The organism is Pseudomonas sp. TWP3-1 (assembly GCF_049896625.1).
In the GTDB taxonomy this organism is placed as follows: Bacteria; Pseudomonadota; Gammaproteobacteria; order Pseudomonadales; family Pseudomonadaceae; genus Aquipseudomonas.
Map to the genome: position 1 here is coordinate 234,449 of NZ_JAFCUQ010000005.1, position 21,923 is coordinate 256,371.

General features: G+C 60.2%; 24 protein-coding genes. 11 read left to right on the forward strand and 13 right to left on the reverse strand.

Annotation, left to right across the window (positions count from 1 at the left end; all coding sequences use genetic code 11):
• Positions 1 to 12: 12 nt before the first annotated feature.
• From ACP7BN_RS09890 to ACP7BN_RS09900, 3 genes are all read right to left on the reverse strand, one after another.
• Entirely contained in the window at positions 13 to 654 is a 642-nt protein-coding gene (locus tag ACP7BN_RS09890; RefSeq protein WP_426203640.1) for a thiol:disulfide interchange protein DsbA/DsbL, read from the reverse strand.
• A gap of 188 nt (positions 655 to 842) precedes the next feature.
• On the reverse strand, positions 843 to 1,454 hold the full coding sequence (locus ACP7BN_RS09895) for a c-type cytochrome (protein WP_420650022.1): 612 nt from the start codon (positions 1,452 to 1,454) through the stop codon (positions 843 to 845).
• A 45-nt stretch (positions 1,455 to 1,499) separates the two neighbouring features.
• Positions 1,500 to 1,790 carry a c-type cytochrome gene (locus ACP7BN_RS09900; RefSeq protein WP_420650021.1) on the reverse strand — a complete coding sequence of 97 codons (291 nt, stop codon included), beginning with the start codon at positions 1,788 to 1,790 and terminating at the stop codon, positions 1,500 to 1,502.
• A gap of 191 nt (positions 1,791 to 1,981) precedes the next feature.
• On the opposite strand from ACP7BN_RS09900, the gene yihA reads away from it, so the two are divergent.
• Positions 1,982 to 2,626, forward strand: coding sequence for a ribosome biogenesis GTP-binding protein YihA/YsxC (gene yihA / locus ACP7BN_RS09905; RefSeq protein ID WP_420650020.1), 645 nt, complete (start codon positions 1,982 to 1,984; stop codon positions 2,624 to 2,626).
• A gap of 285 nt (positions 2,627 to 2,911) precedes the next feature.
• Here the strand turns inward: yihA and polA are convergent, their stop codons facing one another.
• Complete coding sequence (gene polA, locus ACP7BN_RS09910; protein WP_426203644.1) at positions 2,912 to 5,716, reverse strand: DNA polymerase I; 2,805 nt, start codon at positions 5,714 to 5,716, stop codon at positions 2,912 to 2,914.
• A gap of 74 nt (positions 5,717 to 5,790) precedes the next feature.
• Between polA and ACP7BN_RS09915 the strand changes: the two genes are divergently transcribed.
• Both ACP7BN_RS09915 and ACP7BN_RS09920 read left to right on the forward strand, forming a co-directional pair.
• A complete protein-coding gene (locus ACP7BN_RS09915; RefSeq protein ID WP_420650018.1) occupies positions 5,791 to 6,081 on the forward strand; it encodes a DUF2782 domain-containing protein in 291 nt (96 codons plus the stop codon).
• Between the two features lie 60 nt (positions 6,082 to 6,141).
• Entirely contained in the window at positions 6,142 to 7,095 is a 954-nt protein-coding gene (locus ACP7BN_RS09920) for a homoserine kinase (RefSeq protein ID WP_426203647.1), read from the forward strand.
• A gap of 108 nt (positions 7,096 to 7,203) precedes the next feature.
• On the opposite strand, the gene ACP7BN_RS09925 is transcribed toward ACP7BN_RS09920, so the two are convergent.
• The gene (locus tag ACP7BN_RS09925; RefSeq protein WP_426203650.1) at positions 7,204 to 8,124 is read right to left on the reverse strand and encodes a zinc ABC transporter substrate-binding protein; all 921 of its coding nucleotides are present in this window, start codon (positions 8,122 to 8,124) and stop codon (positions 7,204 to 7,206) included.
• Between the two features lie 66 nt (positions 8,125 to 8,190).
• Here ACP7BN_RS09925 and ACP7BN_RS09930 point away from each other — a divergent pair, with 66 nt between their 5' ends.
• The 4 genes from ACP7BN_RS09930 to ACP7BN_RS09945 are packed head-to-tail and all read left to right on the forward strand — an operon-like array spanning position 8,191 to position 10,987.
• Positions 8,191 to 8,673: a Fur family transcriptional regulator gene (locus tag ACP7BN_RS09930; RefSeq protein WP_420650015.1), complete on the forward strand. Its 483-nt coding sequence runs from the start codon at positions 8,191 to 8,193 to the stop codon at positions 8,671 to 8,673.
• A complete protein-coding gene (gene znuC, locus ACP7BN_RS09935) occupies positions 8,673 to 9,458 on the forward strand; it encodes a zinc ABC transporter ATP-binding protein ZnuC (RefSeq protein WP_420650014.1) in 786 nt (261 codons plus the stop codon). The genes ACP7BN_RS09930 and znuC overlap by 1 nt, the downstream gene beginning before the upstream one ends.
• The gene (znuB, locus tag ACP7BN_RS09940) at positions 9,451 to 10,239 is read left to right on the forward strand and encodes a zinc ABC transporter permease subunit ZnuB (protein ID WP_426203652.1); all 789 of its coding nucleotides are present in this window, start codon (positions 9,451 to 9,453) and stop codon (positions 10,237 to 10,239) included. Before znuC ends, znuB begins: the two co-directional genes overlap by 8 nt.
• A gap of 37 nt (positions 10,240 to 10,276) precedes the next feature.
• The gene (locus ACP7BN_RS09945; protein WP_426203655.1) at positions 10,277 to 10,987 is read left to right on the forward strand and encodes a PA5502 family lipoprotein; all 711 of its coding nucleotides are present in this window, start codon (positions 10,277 to 10,279) and stop codon (positions 10,985 to 10,987) included.
• Between the two features lie 38 nt (positions 10,988 to 11,025).
• On the opposite strand, the gene katE is transcribed toward ACP7BN_RS09945, so the two are convergent.
• Positions 11,026 to 13,167 carry a catalase HPII gene (katE, locus tag ACP7BN_RS09950; protein ID WP_426203657.1) on the reverse strand — a complete coding sequence of 714 codons (2,142 nt, stop codon included), beginning with the start codon at positions 13,165 to 13,167 and terminating at the stop codon, positions 11,026 to 11,028.
• Between the two features lie 262 nt (positions 13,168 to 13,429).
• Here katE and ACP7BN_RS09955 point away from each other — a divergent pair, with 262 nt between their 5' ends.
• The 3 genes from ACP7BN_RS09955 (at position 13,430) to ACP7BN_RS09965 (ending at position 15,960) form a co-directional block, all read left to right on the forward strand.
• Positions 13,430 to 14,437, forward strand: a complete 1,008-nt coding sequence (locus ACP7BN_RS09955; protein WP_426203659.1) for a methionine ABC transporter ATP-binding protein — start codon at positions 13,430 to 13,432, stop codon at positions 14,435 to 14,437.
• Positions 14,437 to 15,111, forward strand: coding sequence for a methionine ABC transporter permease (locus tag ACP7BN_RS09960; protein ID WP_426203661.1), 675 nt, complete (start codon positions 14,437 to 14,439; stop codon positions 15,109 to 15,111). The genes ACP7BN_RS09955 and ACP7BN_RS09960 overlap by 1 nt, the downstream gene beginning before the upstream one ends.
• A 75-nt stretch (positions 15,112 to 15,186) precedes the next feature.
• Positions 15,187 to 15,960 carry a MetQ/NlpA family ABC transporter substrate-binding protein gene (locus tag ACP7BN_RS09965; protein ID WP_426203663.1) on the forward strand — a complete coding sequence of 258 codons (774 nt, stop codon included), beginning with the start codon at positions 15,187 to 15,189 and terminating at the stop codon, positions 15,958 to 15,960.
• Between the two features lie 220 nt (positions 15,961 to 16,180).
• Here the strand turns inward: ACP7BN_RS09965 and ACP7BN_RS09970 are convergent, their stop codons facing one another.
• From ACP7BN_RS09970 to ACP7BN_RS09990, 5 genes are read right to left on the reverse strand one after another with little or no spacing between them, the layout of a single operon-like run.
• Positions 16,181 to 16,816: an SCO family protein gene (locus ACP7BN_RS09970; RefSeq protein WP_420650007.1), complete on the reverse strand. Its 636-nt coding sequence runs from the start codon at positions 16,814 to 16,816 to the stop codon at positions 16,181 to 16,183.
• Positions 16,813 to 17,712 carry a heme o synthase gene (gene cyoE, locus ACP7BN_RS09975; RefSeq protein WP_426203666.1) on the reverse strand — a complete coding sequence of 300 codons (900 nt, stop codon included), beginning with the start codon at positions 17,710 to 17,712 and terminating at the stop codon, positions 16,813 to 16,815. Before cyoE ends, ACP7BN_RS09970 begins: the two co-directional genes overlap by 4 nt.
• Positions 17,700 to 18,779: a COX15/CtaA family protein gene (locus ACP7BN_RS09980; protein WP_426203668.1), complete on the reverse strand. Its 1,080-nt coding sequence runs from the start codon at positions 18,777 to 18,779 to the stop codon at positions 17,700 to 17,702. Before ACP7BN_RS09980 ends, cyoE begins: the two co-directional genes overlap by 13 nt.
• Positions 18,780 to 18,789: 10 nt before the next feature.
• Positions 18,790 to 19,383: a hypothetical protein gene (locus ACP7BN_RS09985; protein WP_426203671.1), complete on the reverse strand. Its 594-nt coding sequence runs from the start codon at positions 19,381 to 19,383 to the stop codon at positions 18,790 to 18,792.
• Positions 19,349 to 20,089, reverse strand: coding sequence for an SURF1 family protein (locus ACP7BN_RS09990; protein WP_426203676.1), 741 nt, complete (start codon positions 20,087 to 20,089; stop codon positions 19,349 to 19,351). The genes ACP7BN_RS09985 and ACP7BN_RS09990 overlap by 35 nt, the downstream gene beginning before the upstream one ends.
• A 70-nt stretch (positions 20,090 to 20,159) precedes the next feature.
• Between ACP7BN_RS09990 and ACP7BN_RS09995 the strand changes: the two genes are divergently transcribed.
• Complete coding sequence (locus ACP7BN_RS09995; RefSeq protein ID WP_420650002.1) at positions 20,160 to 20,363, forward strand: twin transmembrane helix small protein; 204 nt, start codon at positions 20,160 to 20,162, stop codon at positions 20,361 to 20,363.
• 7 nt (positions 20,364 to 20,370) lie between these two features.
• On the opposite strand, the gene ACP7BN_RS10000 is transcribed toward ACP7BN_RS09995, so the two are convergent.
• Complete coding sequence (locus ACP7BN_RS10000; protein WP_426203679.1) at positions 20,371 to 21,258, reverse strand: cytochrome c oxidase subunit 3; 888 nt, start codon at positions 21,256 to 21,258, stop codon at positions 20,371 to 20,373.
• A 25-nt stretch (positions 21,259 to 21,283) separates the two neighbouring features.
• Entirely contained in the window at positions 21,284 to 21,835 is a 552-nt protein-coding gene (locus ACP7BN_RS10005; protein WP_426203681.1) for a cytochrome c oxidase assembly protein, read from the reverse strand.
• Between the last annotated feature and the right edge of the window lie 88 nt (positions 21,836 to 21,923).

Below are 21,923 nucleotides of genomic sequence, written 5' to 3' on the forward strand. Positions count from 1 at the left end.
CGATTGCCGCGCTTAGTTGGCAGCTGCCTTGTTGGTCGCTCGCTCTTTGGCGACCAGTTGGTCAGCCAGTTTCAGCGCTTGTTCAGCACCGCCGGCCGAGCCGATGTCGAAACGGTATTTGCCATTGACGACCATGGTCGGAACACCGGTGACTTGATACTTCTTCGCCAGTTCGCGAGCTTTGACGATCTGCCCTTTGATGGCGAACGAGTCGAAGGTCGCGAGGAACTTGTCCTTGTCTACGCCTTGAGTGGCGAGGAAGTCGGCCATGTCGTTCTTGTCGGTGAGCTTCTTGTGTTCTTTCTGGATCGCTTCGAACACGGCGTTGTGCACCTTGTGCTCGACGCCCATGGCTTCGAGGGTCAGGAACATCTGGCCGTGAGCGTCCCACGGGCCGCCGAACATGGCAGGAATGCGCACGAAGTTGACGTCGGACGGCAGTTTCTCGACCCACGGATTGATCACCGGCTCAAACGCGTAGCAGTGCGGGCAGCCATACCAGAACAGCTCTACCACTTCGATCTTGCCCGGCACGGCAACCGGTACCGGATTGCTCAGTTCGACGAATGGAGCGGCAGGGGCTTCGGCAGCTTGAGCGGTCACGCCGAACAGGCTGGCAGCGACGAGGGCGGCGCTGATGATCAGATTACGCATGCTTTACTCCTGGACAATTTTGGTCGCCTCGCGCGACCTGTTTTCAGACAGATCCTGGCGGGCATGAGTTCTGTAGTGTAACGGCAGCGGCCACAAAAAAGGGCAGCCAAAGCCACCCTTTTTATACTTGCCGCGACGGATTAATCGAGCGTTAACGTAACGCGAGATGTCCGCCGCAGGAGACGCCCTTAGTGCAGGCCCTGAATGTAGCTCGACACCGCGGCGATGTCTTCGTCGCTCAGGCGTTTGGCGATGGTCTGCATGGTCATGGTGTCGCCGTCGTTGGTACGGCCGCCTTCTTCCTTACGGAAATCGGTCAGTTGCTTGGTGATGTATTGAGCGTGTTGGCCGCCCAGGTGCGGGAAACCGGCGGCGGCGTTGCCGGTGCCGTTCGGCGAGTGGCAGCCGGTGCAGGCTGGCAGGCCTTTGGCGAGGTTGCCGCCACGGAACAGCGCTTCACCGCGAGCGACGAGCTTTGGATCGGCGGCGCCGACGCTGCCTTTCTGGCTGGCAAACCAGGCGGCCATGTCGGCCAGATCCTGATCGCTCAGGTTGGTCAGCAGGCCGGTCATTTCCAGCACGACACGCTTGCCCGACTTGATGTCGTGCAACTGCTTGGTCAGGTAGCGTTCACCCTGGCCCGCCAGTTTTGGAAAGTTTGGCGCCATGCTGTTGCCATCCGGGCCATGACAGGCGCCGCACACGGCGGCTTTCGCCTGGCCTGCGGTTGCATCGCCTGCGGCATGGGCCATGCCGGTGATTCCCACGGTCAACAGCAGACTCACGATCAATTTGTTCATCAGCTAATCCAACTACGGCTAAGGGTTAAGAGTTATGGACCGGGCTTACTCGCTCATCCAAAGGATGATGGCTTGGTAATCCTCGGCACTGCAGTCCATGCACAAACCACGCGGCGGCATCGCCTTGAAACCCTGGGTCACGTGTTGCACCAGCGTCTCCATACCTTTCGCCAACCTCGGCGTCCAAGCTGCCTGATCGCCTCTTGCGGGCGCCATGGGTAGTTGGCCGGAATGACAGGCACCACAAACACGGTTGTACACTGCTTCCGGATCTTGTGTAGCCTGCGCGCTGTAAAGCGGCATCAAGACTCCGGCTGCCAGCAGCCATTTCGTCATAAAACGACCTTTTCAGGGTTGAGAGCGTTCTGCGTTCTAATGCGCAATCAAGGTCTGTCGCTCCCGTGGACTTCATCCTACGCTGGGACAAAGCACACACAAAATCTGCGGCATTATATACTGGCGTCACTGAAACGGAAGCGACACCGCGTTCCGCGCCCAATCCCGGCGCCGCCCACATCGGAAATCCCATGCAGCTCAAAAATCCCATCCTCGGCCTGTGCCAACAGTCCACGTTCATGCTCAGTGCCGCCAAAGTCGATCAATGCCCTGACGACGAAGGCTTCGAAGTGGCGTTTGCCGGTCGTTCCAACGCCGGTAAATCCAGCGCGCTGAACACCCTGACTCACGCCAGCCTGGCGCGCACCTCGAAAACTCCAGGTCGCACGCAACTCTTGAACTTCTTCAAGCTAGACGATGAACGCCGTCTGGTCGACCTGCCGGGCTACGGTTATGCAAAAGTACCGATCCCGCTGAAGATGCACTGGCAGCGTCACCTGGAAGCCTATCTGGGCGGCCGCGAGAGTTTGAAAGGTCTGATTCTGATGATGGACATTCGTCATCCAATGACCGATTTCGACCTGCTGATGCTCGATTGGGCCGTTGCGGCCGGCATGCCGATGCACATCCTGCTGACCAAAGCCGACAAGCTGACTTACGGCGCAGCCAAGAACACGCTGCTCAAAGTGCAGACGGAAATTCGTAAGGGTTGGGGTGATCACGTCACCATCCAGCTGTTTTCCGCGCCCAAGCGTATGGGCCTGGAAGACGCCTACACTGTATTGGCGGGCTGGATGGAGCTGGCGGATAAGGGCACAGAGCTGCCTGCTGAGTAAATCGCAGGCAAAAAAAGCCCCGGACTTCAATTGGGGAGGGAGAAGTTCCGGGGTTTAAGTTCCGAACCGCTAGGGCGGGGTTCAGATATCTGCCAACACTTAACACAACATAGGAGCATTGAAGGGCTTCACCAGCCATTCAGTAACTCTGAGTGGCTCAGCGCAAGATTAGTTCAGATTTTTTTCAAATAGCTTTGGAATAAGCCCCAGAGCGATCCGGACTAAGCACCCTTCAACGGTTCTGCTGCGACTGCATGTCACAGCAGAACCGCGCACCAGCGAGGCTTAGTGCGCCTCGTCCCAGTTGTTGCCAACCCCGACTTCCACCAGCAGCGGCACGTCCAGCTTCGCCGCTTCGCTCATGTGCACGCGAATTTCCTTGCTGATCTGATCGACCAGGTCCTCGCGAACTTCCAGCACCAGTTCATCGTGCACTTGCAGGATGACTTTGGCGTCCAGCCCGGAAGTGCTCAACCAGTTATCCACTGCAACCATGGCTTTCTTGATGATGTCTGCCGCCGTGCCTTGCATCGGCGCGTTGATCGCCGTGCGTTCAGCGGCTGCGCGTTCCTGGGGCTTGTTGGAGTTGATCTCCGGCAAGTACAGGCGACGGCCGAAGAAGGTTTCCACGTAGCCCTGATCCGCAGCCTGTGCGCGGGTGCGATCCATGTATTCACGAACCCCCGGATAGCGAGCGAAGTAAGTGTCGATGTAAGCCTTGGCAGTCTTGGTGTCGACGCCGATGTCCTTGCCAAGTTTCTGCGCGCCCATGCCGTAGATCAGGCCGAAGTTGATCGCCTTGGCGCCACGGCGCTGATCGGAGGTCACTTCGTGCAGTTCGGCCTTGAACACTTCGGCGGCGGTGGCGGTGTGCACATCCAGATTGTTGCGGAAGGCGTTCATCAGGCCTTCGTCCTTGGACAGGTGAGCCATGATCCGCAGCTCGATCTGCGAATAGTCGGCCGCCAGCAGTTTGTAGCCTTTCTGCGCGACGAACGCCTGGCGGATGCGCCGGCCTTCAGCGGTGCGCACCGGAATGTTTTGCAGGTTTGGATCGCTGGACGATAGGCGCCCGGTAGATGCCACAGCCTGCTGATACGAGGTGTGGATGCGCCCGGTGCGCGGGTTGATCTGCTCCGGCAGGCGATCGGTGTAAGTGCTTTTCAGCTTGCTCATGGAACGGTGTTCCATCAGCACTTTCGGCAGGCGGTGATCGTCTTCGGCGAGTTTTGCCAGCACCTCTTCGGCGGTGGACGGCTGGCCCTTGGCGGTTTTCTTCAACACCGGCAGACCGAGCTTTTCGTAGAGAATCACGCCGAGTTGCTTGGGCGAGCCGAGGTTGAATTCTTCACCGGCGATCTCGAACGCTTCGCGCTCCAGTGCGACCATCTTGTTGCCCAGCTCGATGCTTTGAATACCGAGCAGCTCGGCATCGACAAACGCGCCCTGACGTTCGATACGCGCCAGCACCGGCACCAGCGGCATTTCGATGTCGGTCAGCACCCTGGCCAGACTCGGGATGGCGTCGAGCTTTTCGATTAGCGTCTGATGCAGGCGCAGGGTGACATCGGCGTCTGCGGCGGCGTAAGGCCCGGCTTGTTCCAGAGCGATCTGGTCGAAGGTCAACTGCTTGGCGCCCTTGCCGGCGATATCCTGAAAATTCACGGTGGCGTGATCCAGGTATTTTTGCGCGAGGCTGGGCATGTCATGGCGAGTGGCGGTGGAATTAAGGACGTAGGACTCAAGCATCGTGTCGAAGGCAATGCCGCGTACGGTGATGCCTTCGTTCTGGTCCCCGCCGATGGCGCAGTTGGCCAGAATGTTCATATCGAACTTGGTGTGCTGGCCGACCTTGAGCTTGTTCGGGTCTTCCAGAATCGGTTTGAGCGCACGCAAAACGCTGTCGCGATCCAGCTGATCCGGCACGCCGATGTAGGAGTGAGTCAGCGGTATGTAGGCGGCTTCGTTGGGCTGCACAGCGAACGACAAGCCGACCAGTTGCGCCTGTTGCGCGTCAATGCCAGTGGTTTTGGTGACGAAAGCGAACAGCTTGGCTTGCTTGAGTTTTTCCAGCCAGACATCGAAACGCGCCTGATCGAGGATGATTTCATAAGCGGCTTCAGCGGCGGCGGCCGGCGCTTCGGCTTCCGGCGCGCTGAACAGATCGCCGGCCGGCTCAGGCGCCGCTGCGCTGCTCAGTTCCTGGCGTTTGGCGTCGCGATCCAGATCGTTGATCCAGCTTTTGAATTCCAGCAGCGTGTACAGCTCGTAGAGCTTGGCCGTGTCTTCCTTGCCCATCTGCAAGTCGTCAAGTTCGACGTCCAGCGGCACGTCGATCTTGATCGTTGCCAATTGATAGGAGAGGAACGCCATCTCCTTGTGCTCTTCGAGCTTGGCGGCCAGGGTCTTGGCGCCGCGAATCGGCAGTGTCGGCACGATGTCGAGCTGTGCATAAAGCTCGGTCAGGCCACCGTTGACGCCCACCAGCAGGCCGGAAGCGGTCTTCGGGCCAATGCCGGGAACGCCCGGGATGTTGTCGGAAGAATCGCCCATCAGCGCCAGATAATCGATGATCTGCTCAGGAGCGACACCGAATTTCTCTTTCACGCCTTCCACGTCCATCGAGCTGCCGGACATGGTGTTGACCAAGGTAATGTGACCGTCGACCAACTGCGCCATGTCCTTGTCGCCGGTGGAGATGATCACCGGGCGATCCGCCGCCGCGCTGCTGCGCGCCAGGGTGCCGATCACGTCATCGGCCTCGACGCCTTCGACGCACAGCAGCGGGAAGCCCAACGCTTTCACGCTCTGATGCAGCGGCTCGATCTGCACGCGCATGTCATCCGGCATGCTTGGGCGGTTGGCCTTGTATTCGGCGTACATGTCATCGCGAAAGGTCCCACCCTTGGCGTCGAATACCACGGCGAACGGGCTGTCGGGATACTGCTTGCGCAGGCTCTTGAGCATGTTCAACACGCCCTTCACCGCGCCGGTCGGCAGGCCTTTGGACGTGGTGAGCGGGGGCAGGGCGTGGAAAGCGCGGTACAGGTAAGACGAACCGTCCACCAGGACGAGGGGGGCTTGGCTCATGAGCAGGATCAACCTTTTCGGCGGGTCCGGCGCTAGAATAGCGGGACCGTTGACGACAAAGGGACAAGGTTATCATGCGTACGTTAAATCGCTTGCTGCTGGTCAGTTTGATTGCTCTCTCGCCATTGCCTGCAATGGCGGCAGATGACGCGCCGGGCGGGGAACCCGAGGTAACCATTCGCACGGAAGGCGACAAGACCATTCAGGAATATCGTCAGAATGGCTTTTTGTACGCGATCAAAGTCACCCAGAAGGGTTTTCCGCCGTACTTTCTGGTGCGCGCGGACGGTACGGATGCAAATTTCATCCGCTCGGATCAGCCGGATATGCTGATTCCTTCGTGGAAGATTTTCGAGTGGAAGTAGTTTCTTAAATTCAACCGGCGCCGGTTCGACCCCGGCGCCAGAACTGAGCAGTTTTTAACCATGTCTGTGTTCACCCCGCTGGCTCGGCCCGAGCTGGAAACTTTTCTCGCCCCTTACGGGCTTGGCCGTCTGCTGGATTTTCAGGGGATCGCCGCCGGCAGTGAAAACACCAATTTCTTTATCAGCATGGAGCAGGGCGAGTTCGTCCTGACTCTGGTCGAGCGCGGCCCGGTGCAGGAAATGCCGTTCTTCATCGACCTGCTCGACGTGCTGCATAACGCCGATCTGCCGGTGCCATACGCGCTGCGCACCACAGATGGTGAAGCGTTGCGTGAGCTCAAAGGCAAACCGGCGCTGCTGCAACCGCGCTTGGCCGGCAAGCACATCAAGCAGGCCAATGCCCAGCATTGCGCGCAGGTCGGCGAGTTGCAGGCGCATCTGCACCTGGCGACCCAAGGCCCGAACATGATCAAGCGCAAGACTGATCGTGGCCTGGACTGGATGCTGGAGGAGGGCACGCAGTTTCTTTCGCACCTGAGCGACGAGCCGCGCGCGCTGCTGCAAACGGCGCTGGATGAAATCACCCAGCAGAAAGACAAGATTCTCGCGCTGCCACGGGCGAACATCCACGCTGACCTGTTTCGCGACAACGCGATGTTTGAAGGCACGCACCTGACCGGGTTGATCGACTTCTACAACGCCTGCTCGGGGCCGATGCTCTACGACGTGGCGATTGCGTTGAACGATTGGTGCTCGGACGAGGATGGTTTGATCGATGGCCCGCGTGCCCGAGCGTTTCTCGGTGCCTATGCGGCGCTGCGACCTTTTACTGCGGCTGAGGCCGAGTTGTGGCCGACCATGCTGCGCGTGGCGTGCGTACGGTTCTGGCTATCGCGCTTGATCGCGGCGGAGACGTTTGCCGGGCAGGACGTGTTGATTCACGATCCGCTGGAGTTTGAGCATCGGTTGGCGCAGCGGCAGGCTGTGAGCATTCATTTGCCGTTCGCCCTTTAAGGTCAAAAGATCGCAGCCTGCGGCAGCTCCTACACGGGTTCGCCTCGCCATCGCGGGTGAGTAAAGACCTGTGTAGGAGCTGCCGCAGGCTGCGAGCTTTTTATGGGATTACAAAGACTCCAGGCAACCCGCCAGATCGTTGCCCAGTTTTTCCAGCACCTGCTCATAACCCTGAGCAGTCGCCGGGGTGTAGCCGCCTAGTGCATCCAGCTCCGCGAGTTTCACCGGCAAACCCGCCACCAGGGTTTCTGCCAGACGCGGCCGCAGTGGCGGTTCGCTGAATACGCAAGTCTTGCCCACTTCCTGCAACCACGTGCGCATCGCCGCCACATGCTGTGCGCCCGGCTGCACTTCTGCCGCAACGCTGAACACGCCGGTATGTTTCAGGCCGTAGGCGTCTTCGAAATAATCAAAAGCCTCGTGGAACACGAAGTACGGCTTGCCTTCAACGCTGGCCAGACGCTTCTTCAATCGCAGATCCAGTGCATCAAGACGCTCGTCGAAGGCCTTGGCGTTGCTTTGATAGCGCTCGGCATTCGCTGGATCGGCAGCACTTAGGTCAGCGGCCATTTTGTCGGCAATAACCCGTGCGTTAACCGGTGATAGCCACAAATGCGCATCGAGACTGCCGGGACGATGGTCATGATCGTGCTCATCAGCCTCTTCAGCATGCGAGTGGTTGTCTTCGGCGAAGTGCCGCAGTTTCATCCCCGGCAGATCCTGCACCGCGATGCTCGGCAGCGTACGACCGTTGAGCACGCGCGGCAGGAAACCTTCCATGCTCGGGCCGATCCAGTAGAGCAGATCCACCGACTGCACCTTCCGTACGTCGGACGGGCGCAGCGCGTAGTTATGCGGCGAAGCACCCGGCGGCAGCAGCACTTCGGGAATCGCCACGCCGTCCTGCACTGCTGCGGCAATCAGCTGCAACGGCTTGATGCTGGTGAGGACTTTTACCTCGGCCTGAGCTGAACCGATCAACAGAAAACCGGTGACGAATGCGACAAAAACAGAAAAAAGTCGGGACACGGTGACCACTCAAGTAGGCGAGAACGGGTAACATAATAACGTCTCTATCAAAACTCGTCGCCGCCCATGCCTATTACACCGATTGCCAGCCGTCCCCACGACCACTCACATTGCGTGCACAGCGCTCTGTCCGAGGCCGATACCTTGTGCGCTCAGAAAGGCCTGCGCCTGACTGCCCTGCGCCGGCGGGTGCTCGAACTGGTGTGGCAAAGCCACAAGCCGCTGGGCGCCTACGACATCCTCGCGGTACTCAGCGAGCAGGACGGCCGCCGCGCCGCGCCGCCAACCGTGTACCGCGCGCTGGATTTTCTGCTGGAAAACGGCCTGGTGCACCGCATCTCCTCGCTCAACGCCTTCGTCGGCTGTGTGCATCCGGAGCACGCGCATCAGGGCCAGTTCCTGATCTGCCGCGAATGCCATGCTGCGATCGAGCTTGAGCAAAAATCCATCAGCGACGCGATCATCAACAGTGCCAAGGACGTCGGTTTTATCGTTGAAGCGCAGACCGTTGAAGTGGTCGGCTTGTGCTCCGGTTGCCGGGGGGCTTGATGAGCGACACGTTGATCCGTCTGGAGCAGGTGTCTGTGCGGTTCGCCGGGCAGAACGTGCTGGACAACATTCACCTGAGCGTCGAGCCGGGGCAGATCGTCACCCTGATCGGCCCTAATGGCGCCGGCAAAACCACGCTGGTGCGCGCCGTGCTCGGGTTGTTGACGCCGGACAGTGGCAGCGTCTGGCGCAAGCCGAAACTGCGCGTCGGCTACATGCCGCAAAAACTCCACGTCGATCCAACCCTGCCACTGTCAGTCCTGCGCTTTTTGCGGCTGGTGCCGGGTGTGGATCGTCCGCGCGCGTTGGCGGCGCTCAAGGAAGTCGGCGCCGAGCACGTGATCGACAGCCCGGTGCAGAGCGTTTCCGGCGGTGAAATGCAGCGGGTTTTGCTCGCCCGTGCGTTGCTGCGCGAGCCGCAATTGCTGGTGCTCGACGAGCCGGTGCAAGGTGTCGACGTTGCCGGACAAGCCGAGCTGTATAGCCTGATCACCCGTCTGCGCGACCGTCACGGCTGCGGCGTGCTGATGGTTTCCCACGATCTGCATCTGGTGATGAGCACCACCGACCAGGTGGTGTGTCTGAATCGCCACGTCTGCTGCTCCGGACATCCCGAGCAAGTCAGCGGCGATCCGGCGTTTGTCGAGCTGTTCGGCAAGAACGCGCAGAGCCTGGCGATCTATCACCACCATCACGACCACGCCCACGACCTGCACGGTTCGGTGGTCAAAGGCCCGGTAGCGGGTCAACCTCACGTTCACGGAGATGGCTGCAAGCATGGCTGATTTTCTGCTTTACGCCCTGCTTGCAGGTCTGGCACTGGCGATAGTGGCCGGGCCGTTGGGTTCATTCGTGGTCTGGCGGCGCATGGCGTATTTCGGCGACACCTTGTCCCACGCCGCGTTGCTCGGCGTGGCGCTGGGCTTTTTGCTGGATGTCAGCCCGACCGTCGCGGTGACCGTTGGCTGTCTGCTGCTGGCGGTATTGTTGGTGACTTTGCAGCAACGCCAACCGCTGGCGTCCGACACGCTTTTGGGAATTCTCGCACCGAGCACGCTCTCCCTCGGTCTGGTCGTACTAAGCTTCATGCATGAAGTGCGGATCGACCTGATGGCCTACCTGTTCGGCGACCTGCTGGCGATCAGCCCGACCGATCTGGCATGGATCCTCGGTGGCAGCGCGGCGGTGCTGGTGACATTGCTGGCGCTGTGGCGGCCGTTGCTGGCGATCACCGTGCACGAGGAACTGGCCAAAGTTGAAGGCCTGCCGGTGGCCGGTCTGCGCATGGCGTTGATGCTGTTGATTGCGGTAGTGATCGCGGTGGCGATGAAAATCGTCGGGGTATTGCTGATTACTTCGCTGCTGATCATCCCGGCGGCTGCGGCACAGCGTCACGCCCGCTCGCCGGAACAGATGGCACTGGGCGCGAGCCTGCTGGGCATACTCGCGGTGTGTGGCGGGCTGGCGTTGTCGTGGTTCAAGGACACCCCGGCCGGGCCGTCAATCGTTGTGACGGCGGCCGCACTGTTTCTGCTGAGTTTTGTTCTGCCCCGTCGAGGGGTGTAGACTTGCTCGTTTTTTGCGCAAATAGAGAGTCGCAGGAATGAAGCCGTTCGCCTCCCGTTATCTGCTCCTTGTCGCATTCTTGCTGCTGGGTGCCTGCCAAAGCACGCCGCCGGTGGTTGAAGCCCCCGATGCGCGGGCCACGGCCATCGCACAGCTGGAGAAAAGCCTGGCCAGCAGCGAACTGGCCACCGCCGAAGCCCAATTGGCGACGTTGCAGACCGCAACACCAAACGATCAATCCCTTGAGCAATACCAGCGGCAGTTGGCCGAAGCCTATTTGCGCCGTAGCCAGATCGTCCTGCAGAAGGGTGATGTGAATGCTGCTGCTACCGCGTTGAGCCGTGCTCGTGCGCTGATGCCCAAAGCGCCGGCGCTGACTGGCGGCGTGAATGGTGCGATCACCGAAGCACGCAAGGCTGAGCTGGAAAGAGCCGAAGCGGCGCTGCTCGCAGCTGAAGCCAAGCCGAAAGCGCGAGTGATTGATCCTACTGCTGAAAGCACCACGGTTGCGTTGAACATCACCGATAGCCACAAACTTCGCCGACAACTGGATGCGATTGCCGCCGATGTGGTGAATTATGAGTGCGCTGTGACCATTCAGGCGCCGCGTACCAACGATTACCCGTGGCTGGCGAACTTGATCAGCAAGCGTGTAAAGAAATTGAATCCGGATTTCGATCTGAAGATCGAGAAACAGATTTTGCGCACAGTGCCGGCGCAGATGGTTTTGAGTCCGCGTAAACCGTAAAAAAAGATCGCAGCCCTTGGGCTGCGATCTTTTACTTTCTAGGCCGGAATCGCTTTGGCTTTAGGCTCCCGCGCCCAGACCCGATGCTGTCCAATCGCAGCAAAGAACGGCTTGGTTAACGCGCCGACATCCTTGCCCTCAAGCAACCCGGCATCCGCCTCCAGCTTCAGCACATCCAGCAGCTGTTTGGCTTCACCCTGCAAGGCAATCGCCTTCAGATGCTTGTAAGCCTCGAGCACGTAGTGCAGCGCCACGCCGTCACCGCTCAATGCCTTGATCGACGCCGCGCCACCCGGCACGAACACCGCATCGAAAATCACCGAAGGCATGCCTTCCATCGATGCATCCACCGGCAGGCTTTTGCCATCGGCAGTCTTCACTGGCGCCGACGTTGGCCCGAGCAGTTTCGCGTGCGCGCCTTCTGCGGCCAAAGCCTTCTTCATTGCATCAATCGCTGCACCATCGACGCCGTTCGCCGCCAGAATCGCGACTTTGCGGGTTTTGATGTTTTCCGGCAGCAGATTGGCCTGGCTTAGCGCAGGCGAGTTCTCCAGCGACGTCTTGCGCACCTCGACCGTGCCCTTGGTTGGCGCCGGCAACCCAAGGTTCTCGGCCACACGCTTGGCCAGTTCCAGATCGATGTTGGCGAGAATCTCGTTCACTTCCCGCGCACGGATGAACTCGCGTTCAACCTTGCCCAGTTCGAAGCTGTAAGCCGAGATGATGTGCTCTTTCTCGTGCGCACTCATGCTGTTAAAGAACAACCGCGCCTGGGAGAAGTGATCGCCGAACGACTCGCTGCGCTGACGGATCTTCGCCGCGTCGATGCGTTCCGGGTAGGTTTCGAAACCGCCATCCTGCGCGGCCGGTGGGGTTTCTTTCGGCCAGCCGCCATCAATCGAGTTCGGCTCGTAGGACGCGCGACCCTTGTCGATGGTGGTGCGGTGCTGCGCATCGCGTTGGCCGTTGTGGAACGGCGCGACCGGGCGGTTGATCGGCAGCTCATGAAAGTTCGGCCCGCCGAGTCGGCTGATTTGCGTATCGGTGTAGGAAAACAGCCGACCTTGCAGCAGCGGATCGTTGGAGAAGTCGATCCCCGGCACGATGTGGCCTGGGCAGAACGCGACTTGCTCGGTCTCGGCGAAGAAGTTGTCCGGGTTGCGGTTGAGGGTCATTTTGCCCAGCGGCACGATCGGTACGATCTCTTCGGGAATCAGTTTGGTCGGATCGAGAATGTCGAAATCGAAGTCGTGCTCGTTTTCCTCTTCGATGACCTGTACGCCGAGTTCCCATTCCGGGTAGTCGCCCATCTCGATGGCTTCCCACAGGTCGCGACGGTGATAGTCGGTGTCCTTACCGGCAAGCTTCTGCGCCTCGTCCCACACCAGCGAGCAAGTACCGGCAGTAGGCCGCCAGTGGAATTTGACGAAGCGCGATTTGCCGTCGGCGCTGACCAGCCGGAAGGTATGCACGCCGAAGCCCTGCATGCTGCGCAGGCTTTTCGGGATCGCCCGGTCGGACATTGCCCAAATCACCATGTGCGCCGATTCCGGCACCAGCGAAACGAAGTCCCAGAACGTGTCATGGGCCGAACCGCCGGTCGGGATTTCGTTGTGCGGCTCGGGCTTCACCGCGTGAACGAAGTCGGGAAACTTGATCGCGTCTTGAATGAAGAACACCGGCATGTTGTTGCCGACCAGATCGAAGTTGCCTTCGTCGGTGAAAAACTTCACGGCAAACCCGCGCACGTCACGCACGGTGTCGCCGGAGCCGCGTGGCCCTTGTACGGTGGAAAAACGCACAAATACCGGCGTCTTTTTGCCCGGATCCTGTAGGAAACCGGCCTTGGTCAGTGCCGAATGGTTCTCGTAGGTCTGAAAAAAACCATGCGCGCCGGTGCCACGGGCGTGGACGATGCGCTCCGGGATGCGTTCATGGTCAAAGTGCGTGATCTTTTCACGCATGATGAAGTCTTCGAGCAGCGACGGCCCGCGCGCGCCGACCTTGAGGCTGTTCTGGTTGTCGGCAATCTTCACGCCCTGATTGGTGCGCAGGGCCTGGCCGGTGGCATCGGAGCGGAATGTCTCGAGGCTGTCGAGCTTGGTATTGGTGTTGGCGCGATCCGGGGCATCGGTTCCGGCCATTTGGCTCTTGTCGGTAGCGGGTTTCTTGGTACTCATCAGACGTAAACTCCTCGTTTGACCCCGGGGCATGCCGAGGACTCTTGAGTGGTTCCCGGGCACGGCACCCGGGGTTTCAAGTCGCTTAAGTAATGACCGATGAGAGAGAACAGCCGTTCCTTTTTTATGACCTTTGATCGCGTTATTGCCAAATCAAAGGTTGCATGCGGAATAAATGCTAATAACCTCTATACGGACAGGCTAAAATGCGCGCCCGGCTAAACGCTGATCCCATTTCAACGCGCCCCACAAGGTTCGCTACGTGATCGAGTTTCAAAACGTCCACAAGACTTACCGCGTCGCCGGTAAGGACATCCCCGCCCTGCACCCGACCAGTCTGACGATTGAGAACGGTCAGGTGTACGGCCTGATTGGCCATTCCGGTGCGGGAAAAAGTACGCTGCTGCGTCTGATCAATCGCCTGGAGCAATCCAGTGGCGGCAAGATTTTCGTCGACGGCGAAGAAGTCACCGCGCTCGACGCCAACGGCCTGCGCCGTTTCCGTCAGCAGGTCGGGATGATTTTCCAGCACTTCAACTTGCTGGCATCGAAGACCGTGGCCGACAACGTCGCGCTGCCGCTGACCCTCGCCGGTGAACTGTCCCGAGCCGAGATCGACCAGCGTGTGGCCGAGTTGCTCAAGCGCGTGGGTCTGTCCGACCACGCGAAGAAATTCCCCGCGCAGTTGTCCGGTGGCCAGAAGCAGCGCGTCGGCATTGCCCGCGCCCTGGCGACCAAGCCGAAAATTCTGCTGTGCGACGAAGCCACCAGCGCCCTTGATCCGCAGACTACGGCCTCGGTCCTGCAACTGCTGGCCGAGATCAACCGCGAGCTGAAACTGACCATCGTCCTGATCACCCACGAGATGGACGTGATCCGCCGCGTGTGCGATCAGGTCGGCGTGATGGACGCTGGCGTGATCGTCGAGCACGGTTCGGTGGCCGATGTGTTTCTGCATCCGCAGCATCCGACCACCAAGCGTTTCGTGCAGGAAAGCGAGCAGGTCGATGAGAACGAGCAGCGCGATGACTTCGCGCACGTACCGGGCCGCATCGTGCGTCTGACGTTCCAGGGCGAAGCGACCTACGCGCCGCTGCTCGGAACCGTCGCTCGGGAAACCGGCGTCGACTACAGCATCCTCGCCGGTCGCATCGACCGCATCAAAGACATTCCTTACGGGCAATTGACCCTCGCCGTCACCGGTGGCGACATGGAAGCGGCATTCGCCCGCTTCACCGCCGCTGACGTTCACATGGAGGTCCTGCGTTAATGGAAGCCTTGATGAGTTTCTTCGCCAATATCGACTGGTACGAAATCTGGCTGGCCACTGGCGACACCATGCTGATGCTCGGCGGTTCGTTGTTGTTCACCGTGCTGCTCGGCTTGCCGCTGGGTGTGTTGCTGTTCCTGTGCAGCCCGCGTCAGTTGCTGGAAAACCGCGGTGTCTACGCGATCCTGTCGCTGGTGGTGAACATCCTGCGTTCGCTGCCGTTCATTATTCTGTTGATCGTGATGATCCCGTTCACCGTGCTGATCACCGGCACGTCGCTGGGCGTGGCCGGTGCGATCCCGCCACTGGTGGTGGGCGCCACGCCGTTCTTCGGGCGGCTGGTGGAAACGGCCCTGCGTGAAGTCGATCGCGGCATCATCGAAGCGACCCAGTCGATGGGCGCGACCACGCGGCAGATCATCGTCAACGCCTTGCTGCCAGAAGCGCGTCCGGGCATCTTTGCAGCGATTACGGTGACGGCAATTACACTGGTTTCCTACACGGCGATGGCCGGTGTGGTCGGTGCCGGTGGTCTGGGTGACCTGGCGATCCGTTTCGGCTACCAGCGTTTCCAGACTGACGTGATGATCGTGACCGTGGTATTGCTGTTGATCCTGGTGCAAGTGTTGCAAATGGTGGGCGACCGACTGGTCGTGCACTTCTCGCGCAAGTAAACCGGTTTTGTAATGACATGAGCCGGCCATTCGCTGGCAGGTGCCAGACGGGCGCCGCAAAAAGGAGTTAGCTGAATGAAAAAACTGATCGTTGCCCTCGCTGCCGTTGCAGCGTTCTCGGCCCACGCCGACGAAACCCTGACCGTGGCTGCGAGCCCGGTACCGCACGCGGAAATCCTCGAGTTCGTGAAGCCGGCACTGGCCAAAGAAGGCGTGGATCTGAAGGTCAAAGTCTTCACTGACTACGTTCAGCCGAACGTGCAGGTTGCCGAGAAGCGTCTGGACGCGAACTTCTTCCAGCACCAGCCGTACCTCGATGAGTTCAACAAGGCCAAAGGCACCAGCCTGGTGGCCGTGACCGGCGTGCACCTGGAGCCGCTGGGCGCGTACTCGAGCAAGATCAAGAAAATCGAAGAACTGCCAGGCGGCGCCAACGTGGTCATCCCGAACGACGCCACCAACGGCGGCCGTGCGCTGTTGCTGCTGGCCAAGGCTGGCGTGATCACCTTGAAGGATCCGACCAATATCCTGTCGAGCATCAAAGACATCGCGCAGAACCCGAAAGACCTGAAATTCCGTGAACTGGAAGCCGCGACCATTCCACGCGTGCTGACCCAGGTCGACCTGGCGCTGATCAACACCAACTACGCGCTGGAAGCCAAGCTTGATCCGTCCAAGGATGCGCTGGTGATTGAAGGCAACGACTCGCCATACGTGAACATCCTCGTGTCCCGCGCGGACAACAAGGACAGCGACGCGATGAAGAAACTGGCGGCTGCCCTGCATAGCCCGGAAGTGAAGAAGTTCATTACCGAGAAGTACAAGGGTGCTGTGTTGCCAGCGTTCTGATTAAGGTTGTTGTGAATTGTTCGGCTTGGGGGGACTGCGTTGGATTCGCCCCTCACCCCAGCCCTCTCCCGAGGGAGAGGGAGCCGAAATTCGTGCCGTTCAAAACCTGAGTTCGACTGGATATTTCAGGTCGATGTCTAGCGTAAGAAAACTTGGTCAGTCCCCTCTCCCTCCGGGAGAGGGCTAGGGTGAGGGGCTTTTTTGCATCCAGCTCTTAGCTTTACTTGCGGTTCAGCATCACCGGCAACTGCGCCACCAACTTCGCATTATTCAACGGCGCCCGAATAAACCCGCGCTGCGTCCCGTCCGGGCCGATTACCGCCAGATTCCCACTGTGATCAACCGTGTAATTCGGCTTGCTGGTATCCGCCGGAATAAACGGAATGCTCACCGCATTCGCGACCTTCTGCAGCTCTTCAATAGAGGTCGGCGTCAGGCCGATGAACTGCGGGTCGAAGTAGCCCAGGTACTGCTTGAGCTGCTTGGGGTTATCACGATTCGGGTCAACGCTGACCAGCACAATCTGCAACTTGTCCACAGCGTCTTTCGGCAGCTCGCTTTTGATTTGGCGCAATTGGGCAAGGGTGGTCGGGCAGATGTCCGGGCAGAAGGTGTAACCGAAAAACAGCAGGCTCCACTTACCCTTGAGCTCATTGATCGCGACGGGCTTGCCGTCCTGATCGGTCATCGTCACGTCCGGCAGATTGCGGCTCTGCGGCAGCAGGATAATGCCGGCGTCGATCAGCGCAGTCGGGTCGCCCTGGCTTTTGCCGCTCAGCACTTTATTGACGGTAAGGCCGAGAATCAGTGCGATCACGGCGACGAGGACGAAGACGGTTTTCTGAGTTCGAGTCATAGGTTCAACAATAAGTAGTGGTCTACGAGCAGGGCGATGAACAGCAGGAACAAGTAATAAATAGAGTACTTGAACGTATTGATCGCCGCGTGCGGCCGAGTGCCACGGTACAGCACCACGGCCCATTGCAGAAACCGCGCGCCCAGACCGAGCGCGCAAATCAGGTACAACACGCCGCTCATGTGAATCACATACGGCAGCAGACTGACCGCAAGCAGCGCAAAGGCGTACAGCAGAATGTGCACTTTGGTGTAGTGCTCGCCGTGGGTGACGGGCAGCATCGGGATGTCAGCCTTGGCGTATTCCTCTTTGCGATGGATCGCCAGCGCCCAGAAGTGCGGCGGGGTCCAGGCGAAGATGATCAGCACCAGCAGCAACGGTTCGGCGCTGACGTGGCCGGTGGCGGCGGTCCAGCCGAGCAGCGGCGGTGCGGCCCCGGCGAGGCCGCCGATGACGATGTTCTGCGGCGTCGCGCGTTTGAGGAAACCGGTGTAGACCACCGCATAGCCGAGCAATGACGCCAGTGTCAGCCATGCAGTCAGCGGATTGGTGAAGGTCAGCAGCAACGCCTGACCGAGCAGCGCCAATACCAGCGCAAAGGTCAGCGCAGCGGCCGGCGACACGCGACCCTCAGCCAGCGGCCGTTTATGCGTACGCGCCATCAGCGCATCGATGCGCCGATCCACCACATGATTGACCGCCGCCGCGCCGCCGGCACACAAAGCGATGCCCAGATTGCCAAACACCAGCACCGTCCACGGCACTCCAGCGCGGGTCGCGAGAAACATGCCGACCAGCGAGGTGATGAGCATCAGCACCACCACTTTCGGCTTGGTCAGTTCCAGATAATCTCGCCACAGCGCCTGCGCGGGACGTTCGCCGATCAGAATCGCCATGGCGTCTCTCCTTTTATAGTGATTCGCGCCGCCGAATGTTTACGCCGGCTCAGACGCCAGCGCGCGATCAGCGGCTGCCTGACCCGAACCAGGCTGGTGCGCGCGTGATAGTTGACCAGCACCATGCTCAGCAACAACGCCGCGCCACCGGCGTTATGCGCTACCGCGACCGGCAGTGGCAGATGAAACACCACGTTGCTGATGCCCAAGGTGATTTGTGCGGCGAGGGCGATCAGCACCAGCCCGGCCAGTCGCGTCATGCCGACCACTTTCAATTGCCAGGCCAGACCGAGCAGCACCAGCGTCACCAGCAGCGCACCGATGCGGTGAGTCAGATGAATCGCCGTGCGTGCATCGCTGTCGAGTTGCCCGCCGAGGTAATTCGGGCCGATGTGTTGCGTCAGGTGAAAGCCGTTGGCGAAATCGGCGGGCGGCAGCCATTGACCATGGCAGGGTGGAAAGTCGATGCAGGCCACTGCCGCGTAGTTGGAACTGACCCAACCGCCCAGAGCAATCTGGCCGATCACCATTAACAATCCCGCCGTCGCCCAGTGCTGCAACCGCTTGGGCACGGTCAGGGCCGGCAGCACGCCGGACAGCCTTAGCGTCAGTAGAAACAACAGGCTCAAAGTCGCAAAGCCGCCGAGCAAATGCCCGGTCACCACTTGCGGCCAGAGCTTGAGCGTCACCGTCCACATGCCGAACGCCGCTTGTGCGATCACCACGGCCAGCAAGAACAACGGCAGTTTCAGTGGCAGCCCCGGATGACGACGGTTGACCCACGCACGTCCGGCCAACACCGAGATCAACAGGCCAAGAGTGCCGGCGAAGTAGCGGTGGATCATCTCGTTCCAGCCTTTGTGCGCTTCGACCGGCGTGTCGGGAAAATGCAGTTCGGCATGCGCCAGTTGGGCTTCGCTTTTGGGCACGCTGATAAACCCGTAGCAACCCGGCCAGTCCGGGCAGCCGAGGCCGGCGTGGGTCAGGCGCGTGTAGGCGCCGAGCAGCACCACAATCAGCGCCAGCAGGGTGGCAAACAGCGCGAGGCGAAATCCAGGTTTGGCCATGACAATGCCCTTATCCGATGTTCGACAGTTTCAGCAGATGGCGCAGGTCGTTGAGCAGATCCTTGCCTTTGACGTTCGGCTCGTAGCGCAGCACCAGATTGCCGTGCGGGTCGATGATCCACAGCTGTGGCGTGGTTTTGTCGCCGGCAGTCTTGCTGAAGGTCGCGGCGTCCAGCGGATAACGCTGCAACTGCGGATACTCTCGGGTCAGTTTGGCTTGGTAGTCGGGGGATAGCGGTTGCGCGGCGGCCAAGGCGTGGCTGGCGCGCCCGGCTTCGCGGCCCAGACCGACCTGAATCTGCCGCGCCAGATACACCAACTGCTGGCAATCGACCGCGCAATCTTTCGGCGCAGTGACCAGCATCTGCCAGCGTTGCTCGTCAGCGTTCACGCCGAGGTCGGCCCGGGTCTGGCCATTACCGATCAGTTCACCGTGATAACTGCGACCCTCCGGCACCCAGAACTGCAACTTGTACATGCCGGTGGCGAGGATCATCGGCCCGACCACGCCAAGCACGATCAGCAGCAATTGAATGCGTCCGCGACGGCGACTGGTCGGTGCCTTGGCGTCAGACATGCTGGGTGGATTCATGGCCGTTCCCATGGTGGTGCTCCTTGGCGTTGTGCCAGCCGAGATAGAGGTAGAGGCCGAGCAAAGCGATGCTCATGGCGAACCATTGCACGGCGTAACCGAGGTGTTTTTCCGGGCCCATTGCGACCACCGGCCAGTCGGCCTGATAGCTGGCGGGGCCGGGTTCCGCGCGTAATTCGTAGGCAAAGCCGTCGCGGTCGAGGGTTTGCCAGAGCTTGGCCGGTTCGACGGCGGTGATGGTTTGCGGCCAGCTCTGGCTGGCCGGGTCGGCGTGCAACTGGAAGGTTGTGCCGGGGGCGACGTAGACCCACGCATCGACACTTACCGCATCGCCCGGCGTGCTGAATTGCGGCGGCACGCGCCGATCCGGCCACGGCAGCCAGCCGCGATTGACCAGCAGCCACAGCCCGCTGGCCTGATCGTGAAACGGTTGCAGCAACTCGACGCCGACCTTGCCGTCACGCTGCCGGTTGTCCAGTAGCAAGCTGTGGGCGCCATCGAACTGGCCGTGCAGATGCACCCGGCGATAGGCCGGATCGGCGTTGTGCAGCAATTCGCTGCTGGCCACCGGCGCGGCGGCGCGGCGCTCGGCGTAACTGGCGAGCAGCGCCGTTTTCTCGGCGCCACGCCCCAGTTGCCAGAAGCCCAGCGAGACCAGCAGCGGCAGCAACAAAGCCACTACCAGCGTTGGCACGACGCCCGGGCGGAAGCGCTTCATGGCATCGCCACAAAGTCAGGCATCACGCTCGCTATACTCCAATGCATCGCCCGTCCCCCGGAGTCTTGCCATGCTCAAAGCAGCCATCGTCCTGATGCTGATTGCCACGGTGATCAGCCTGTTCAGCGGCCTGTTTTTCCTGGTCAAGGACGACAGCAGCTCGAATCGGCTGGTGCTCGCCCTGAGTGTTCGGGTGGCCTGCGCTGCGATCACCGTCGGCCTGATCGCCTGGGGTTTCTACAGCGGCCAACTGGTGTCGCATGCGCCTTGGTAAGTAAGCCTCAGAGCACGTAGACGAAGATAAACAGACCGATCCACACCACATCGACAAAGTGCCAATACCAGCTAGCCGCTTCGAAGCCGAACTGATGCTCGTTGTCGAAATGGCCCTTCATGATGCGCATCAGCATCACAAACAGAATGATCGTGCCGATGGTCACGTGGGCGCCGTGGAAACCGGTGAGCATGAAGAACGTTGCGCCGTAGATGCCGGAACCGAGGGTCAGGCCCAGCTCCTTATAAGCGTGGATATATTCTTCAGCCTGAAAGCCGAGGAACGCGCAGCCCAGCAGCACGGTGATCGCCAGCCAGATTTTCAGCGCGCCGCGATGACCTTTCTTCAGCGCGTGGTGGGCGATGGTGATGGTCACGCTGGAGCTGACCAGCAGAATCGTGTTGATCAGCGGCAGGCCCCACGGGCTGATGACGTCCTTGGGCGGCGGGAACAGTTTCGGATCCGGAGTGTGCAGCAGCGGCCAGGTGAACTGGAAGTTCGGCCAGAGCATGTGTGCGACGCCTTTCGGGCCTTCACCGCCGAGCGCCGGGCCGGAGATGTGCCGCACGTAAAACAGCGCCCCGAAGAACGCGACGAAGAACATCACTTCGGAAAAGATGAACCAGCTCATGCCCCAGCGGAACGAACGATCCAGCTGCGCGCTGTACAACCCCGCGCGGCTTTCCTTGATCACCGTGCCGAACCAGCCGAACAACATGTACGCCACCAACAGGCCGCCGATGAAAAAGATCAGCGGGCCGTGAGACTCCGGGCGCGCTGCCTTCAGATCATTGAACCAGACGGCCAGGCCGTACACGGTGACCGCCATGCCGACCGTGGCAATAATCGGCCACTTGCTCTGGGCCGGAACGTAATAGTGCTCATGACTTGCCATTTATTGTTCTCCTTATCGGGCACGCTTAACCGCCAGTGTGTACAGCCACCGGTGGATGTCGGGCGGTGATATCGAACAGCGTGTAGGACAGCGTCAGATGCTTCACTTCCTTGGGCATGTCGCGGTCCACGATGAACCGCACCGGCATCTCGATGCGCTGGCCCGGTTGCAGCACTTGCTGGGTGAAGCAAAAGCATTCGGTCTTGTGGAAATACGCGGCGGCATTGCTCGGCGCGATGCTTGGCACAGCTTGCGCACTCATCGGTTTGTCGGTGGGGTTGTGCGCGATGAAAATCATCTCGTTGACCGCACCGGGATTGGCTGTCAGCTCGTCATGTTTGGGATAGAACTCCCATGGCATGTCGGCCGTATTGGTGGACAGGAACTGCACGCGCACCTGGCGCGAAGTGTCGACGGTCTGCTCGCCCGCGTACTGCCCACCGGTCTTGCCATTGATGCCGAACGCCTTGCACATCACGTCGTAGATCGGCACCAGGGCAAACCCGAAAACAAACATCGCCAGCACCACAGCCAGCAGCCGCGTGACGAGTTTTTTTAGCGAGATCGAATCAGCCATGATCTTTGCCTTCTACGGAGAACCCTGTGGGAGCTGGCTTGCCAGCGATGGGGCCAGTGCGGTGTGTCAGACAGGCAGCCATCGCTGG

Excerpts from the sequence above, each read along its gene's own strand:
- znuB (WP_426203652.1), top strand. The coding sequence starts at position 9,451 with ATGGCTGATTTTCTGCTTTACGCCCTGCTTGCAGGTCTGGCACTGGCG.
- ACP7BN_RS09985 (WP_426203671.1), bottom strand. The coding sequence starts at position 19,383 with ATGGGAACGGCCATGAATCCACCCAGCATGTCTGACGCCAAGGCACCG.
- ACP7BN_RS10005 (WP_426203681.1), bottom strand. The coding sequence starts at position 21,835 with ATGGCTGATTCGATCTCGCTAAAAAAACTCGTCACGCGGCTGCTGGCT.
- ACP7BN_RS09995 (WP_420650002.1), top strand. The coding sequence starts at position 20,160 with ATGCTCAAAGCAGCCATCGTCCTGATGCTGATTGCCACGGTGATCAGC.
- ACP7BN_RS09895 (WP_420650022.1), bottom strand. The coding sequence starts at position 1,454 with ATGAACAAATTGATCGTGAGTCTGCTGTTGACCGTGGGAATCACCGGC.
- ACP7BN_RS09915 (WP_420650018.1), top strand. The coding sequence starts at position 5,791 with ATGCGTACGTTAAATCGCTTGCTGCTGGTCAGTTTGATTGCTCTCTCG.
- yihA (WP_420650020.1), top strand. The coding sequence starts at position 1,982 with ATGCAGCTCAAAAATCCCATCCTCGGCCTGTGCCAACAGTCCACGTTC.
- ACP7BN_RS09990 (WP_426203676.1), bottom strand. The coding sequence starts at position 20,089 with ATGAAGCGCTTCCGCCCGGGCGTCGTGCCAACGCTGGTAGTGGCTTTG.
- ACP7BN_RS09970 (WP_420650007.1), bottom strand. The coding sequence starts at position 16,816 with ATGACTCGAACTCAGAAAACCGTCTTCGTCCTCGTCGCCGTGATCGCA.
- polA (WP_426203644.1), bottom strand. The coding sequence starts at position 5,716 with ATGAGCCAAGCCCCCCTCGTCCTGGTGGACGGTTCGTCTTACCTGTAC.
- ACP7BN_RS09945 (WP_426203655.1), top strand. The coding sequence starts at position 10,277 with ATGAAGCCGTTCGCCTCCCGTTATCTGCTCCTTGTCGCATTCTTGCTG.
- ACP7BN_RS09900 (WP_420650021.1), bottom strand. The coding sequence starts at position 1,790 with ATGACGAAATGGCTGCTGGCAGCCGGAGTCTTGATGCCGCTTTACAGC.
- ACP7BN_RS09965 (WP_426203663.1), top strand. The coding sequence starts at position 15,187 with ATGAAAAAACTGATCGTTGCCCTCGCTGCCGTTGCAGCGTTCTCGGCC.
- cyoE (WP_426203666.1), bottom strand. The coding sequence starts at position 17,712 with ATGGCGATTCTGATCGGCGAACGTCCCGCGCAGGCGCTGTGGCGAGAT.
- ACP7BN_RS09920 (WP_426203647.1), top strand. The coding sequence starts at position 6,142 with ATGTCTGTGTTCACCCCGCTGGCTCGGCCCGAGCTGGAAACTTTTCTC.
- ACP7BN_RS09890 (WP_426203640.1), bottom strand. The coding sequence starts at position 654 with ATGCGTAATCTGATCATCAGCGCCGCCCTCGTCGCTGCCAGCCTGTTC.
- ACP7BN_RS10000 (WP_426203679.1), bottom strand. The coding sequence starts at position 21,258 with ATGGCAAGTCATGAGCACTATTACGTTCCGGCCCAGAGCAAGTGGCCG.
- katE (WP_426203657.1), bottom strand. The coding sequence starts at position 13,167 with ATGAGTACCAAGAAACCCGCTACCGACAAGAGCCAAATGGCCGGAACC.
- ACP7BN_RS09980 (WP_426203668.1), bottom strand. The coding sequence starts at position 18,779 with ATGGCCAAACCTGGATTTCGCCTCGCGCTGTTTGCCACCCTGCTGGCG.
- ACP7BN_RS09960 (WP_426203661.1), top strand. The coding sequence starts at position 14,437 with ATGGAAGCCTTGATGAGTTTCTTCGCCAATATCGACTGGTACGAAATC.
- ACP7BN_RS09930 (WP_420650015.1), top strand. The coding sequence starts at position 8,191 with ATGCCTATTACACCGATTGCCAGCCGTCCCCACGACCACTCACATTGC.
- znuC (WP_420650014.1), top strand. The coding sequence starts at position 8,673 with ATGAGCGACACGTTGATCCGTCTGGAGCAGGTGTCTGTGCGGTTCGCC.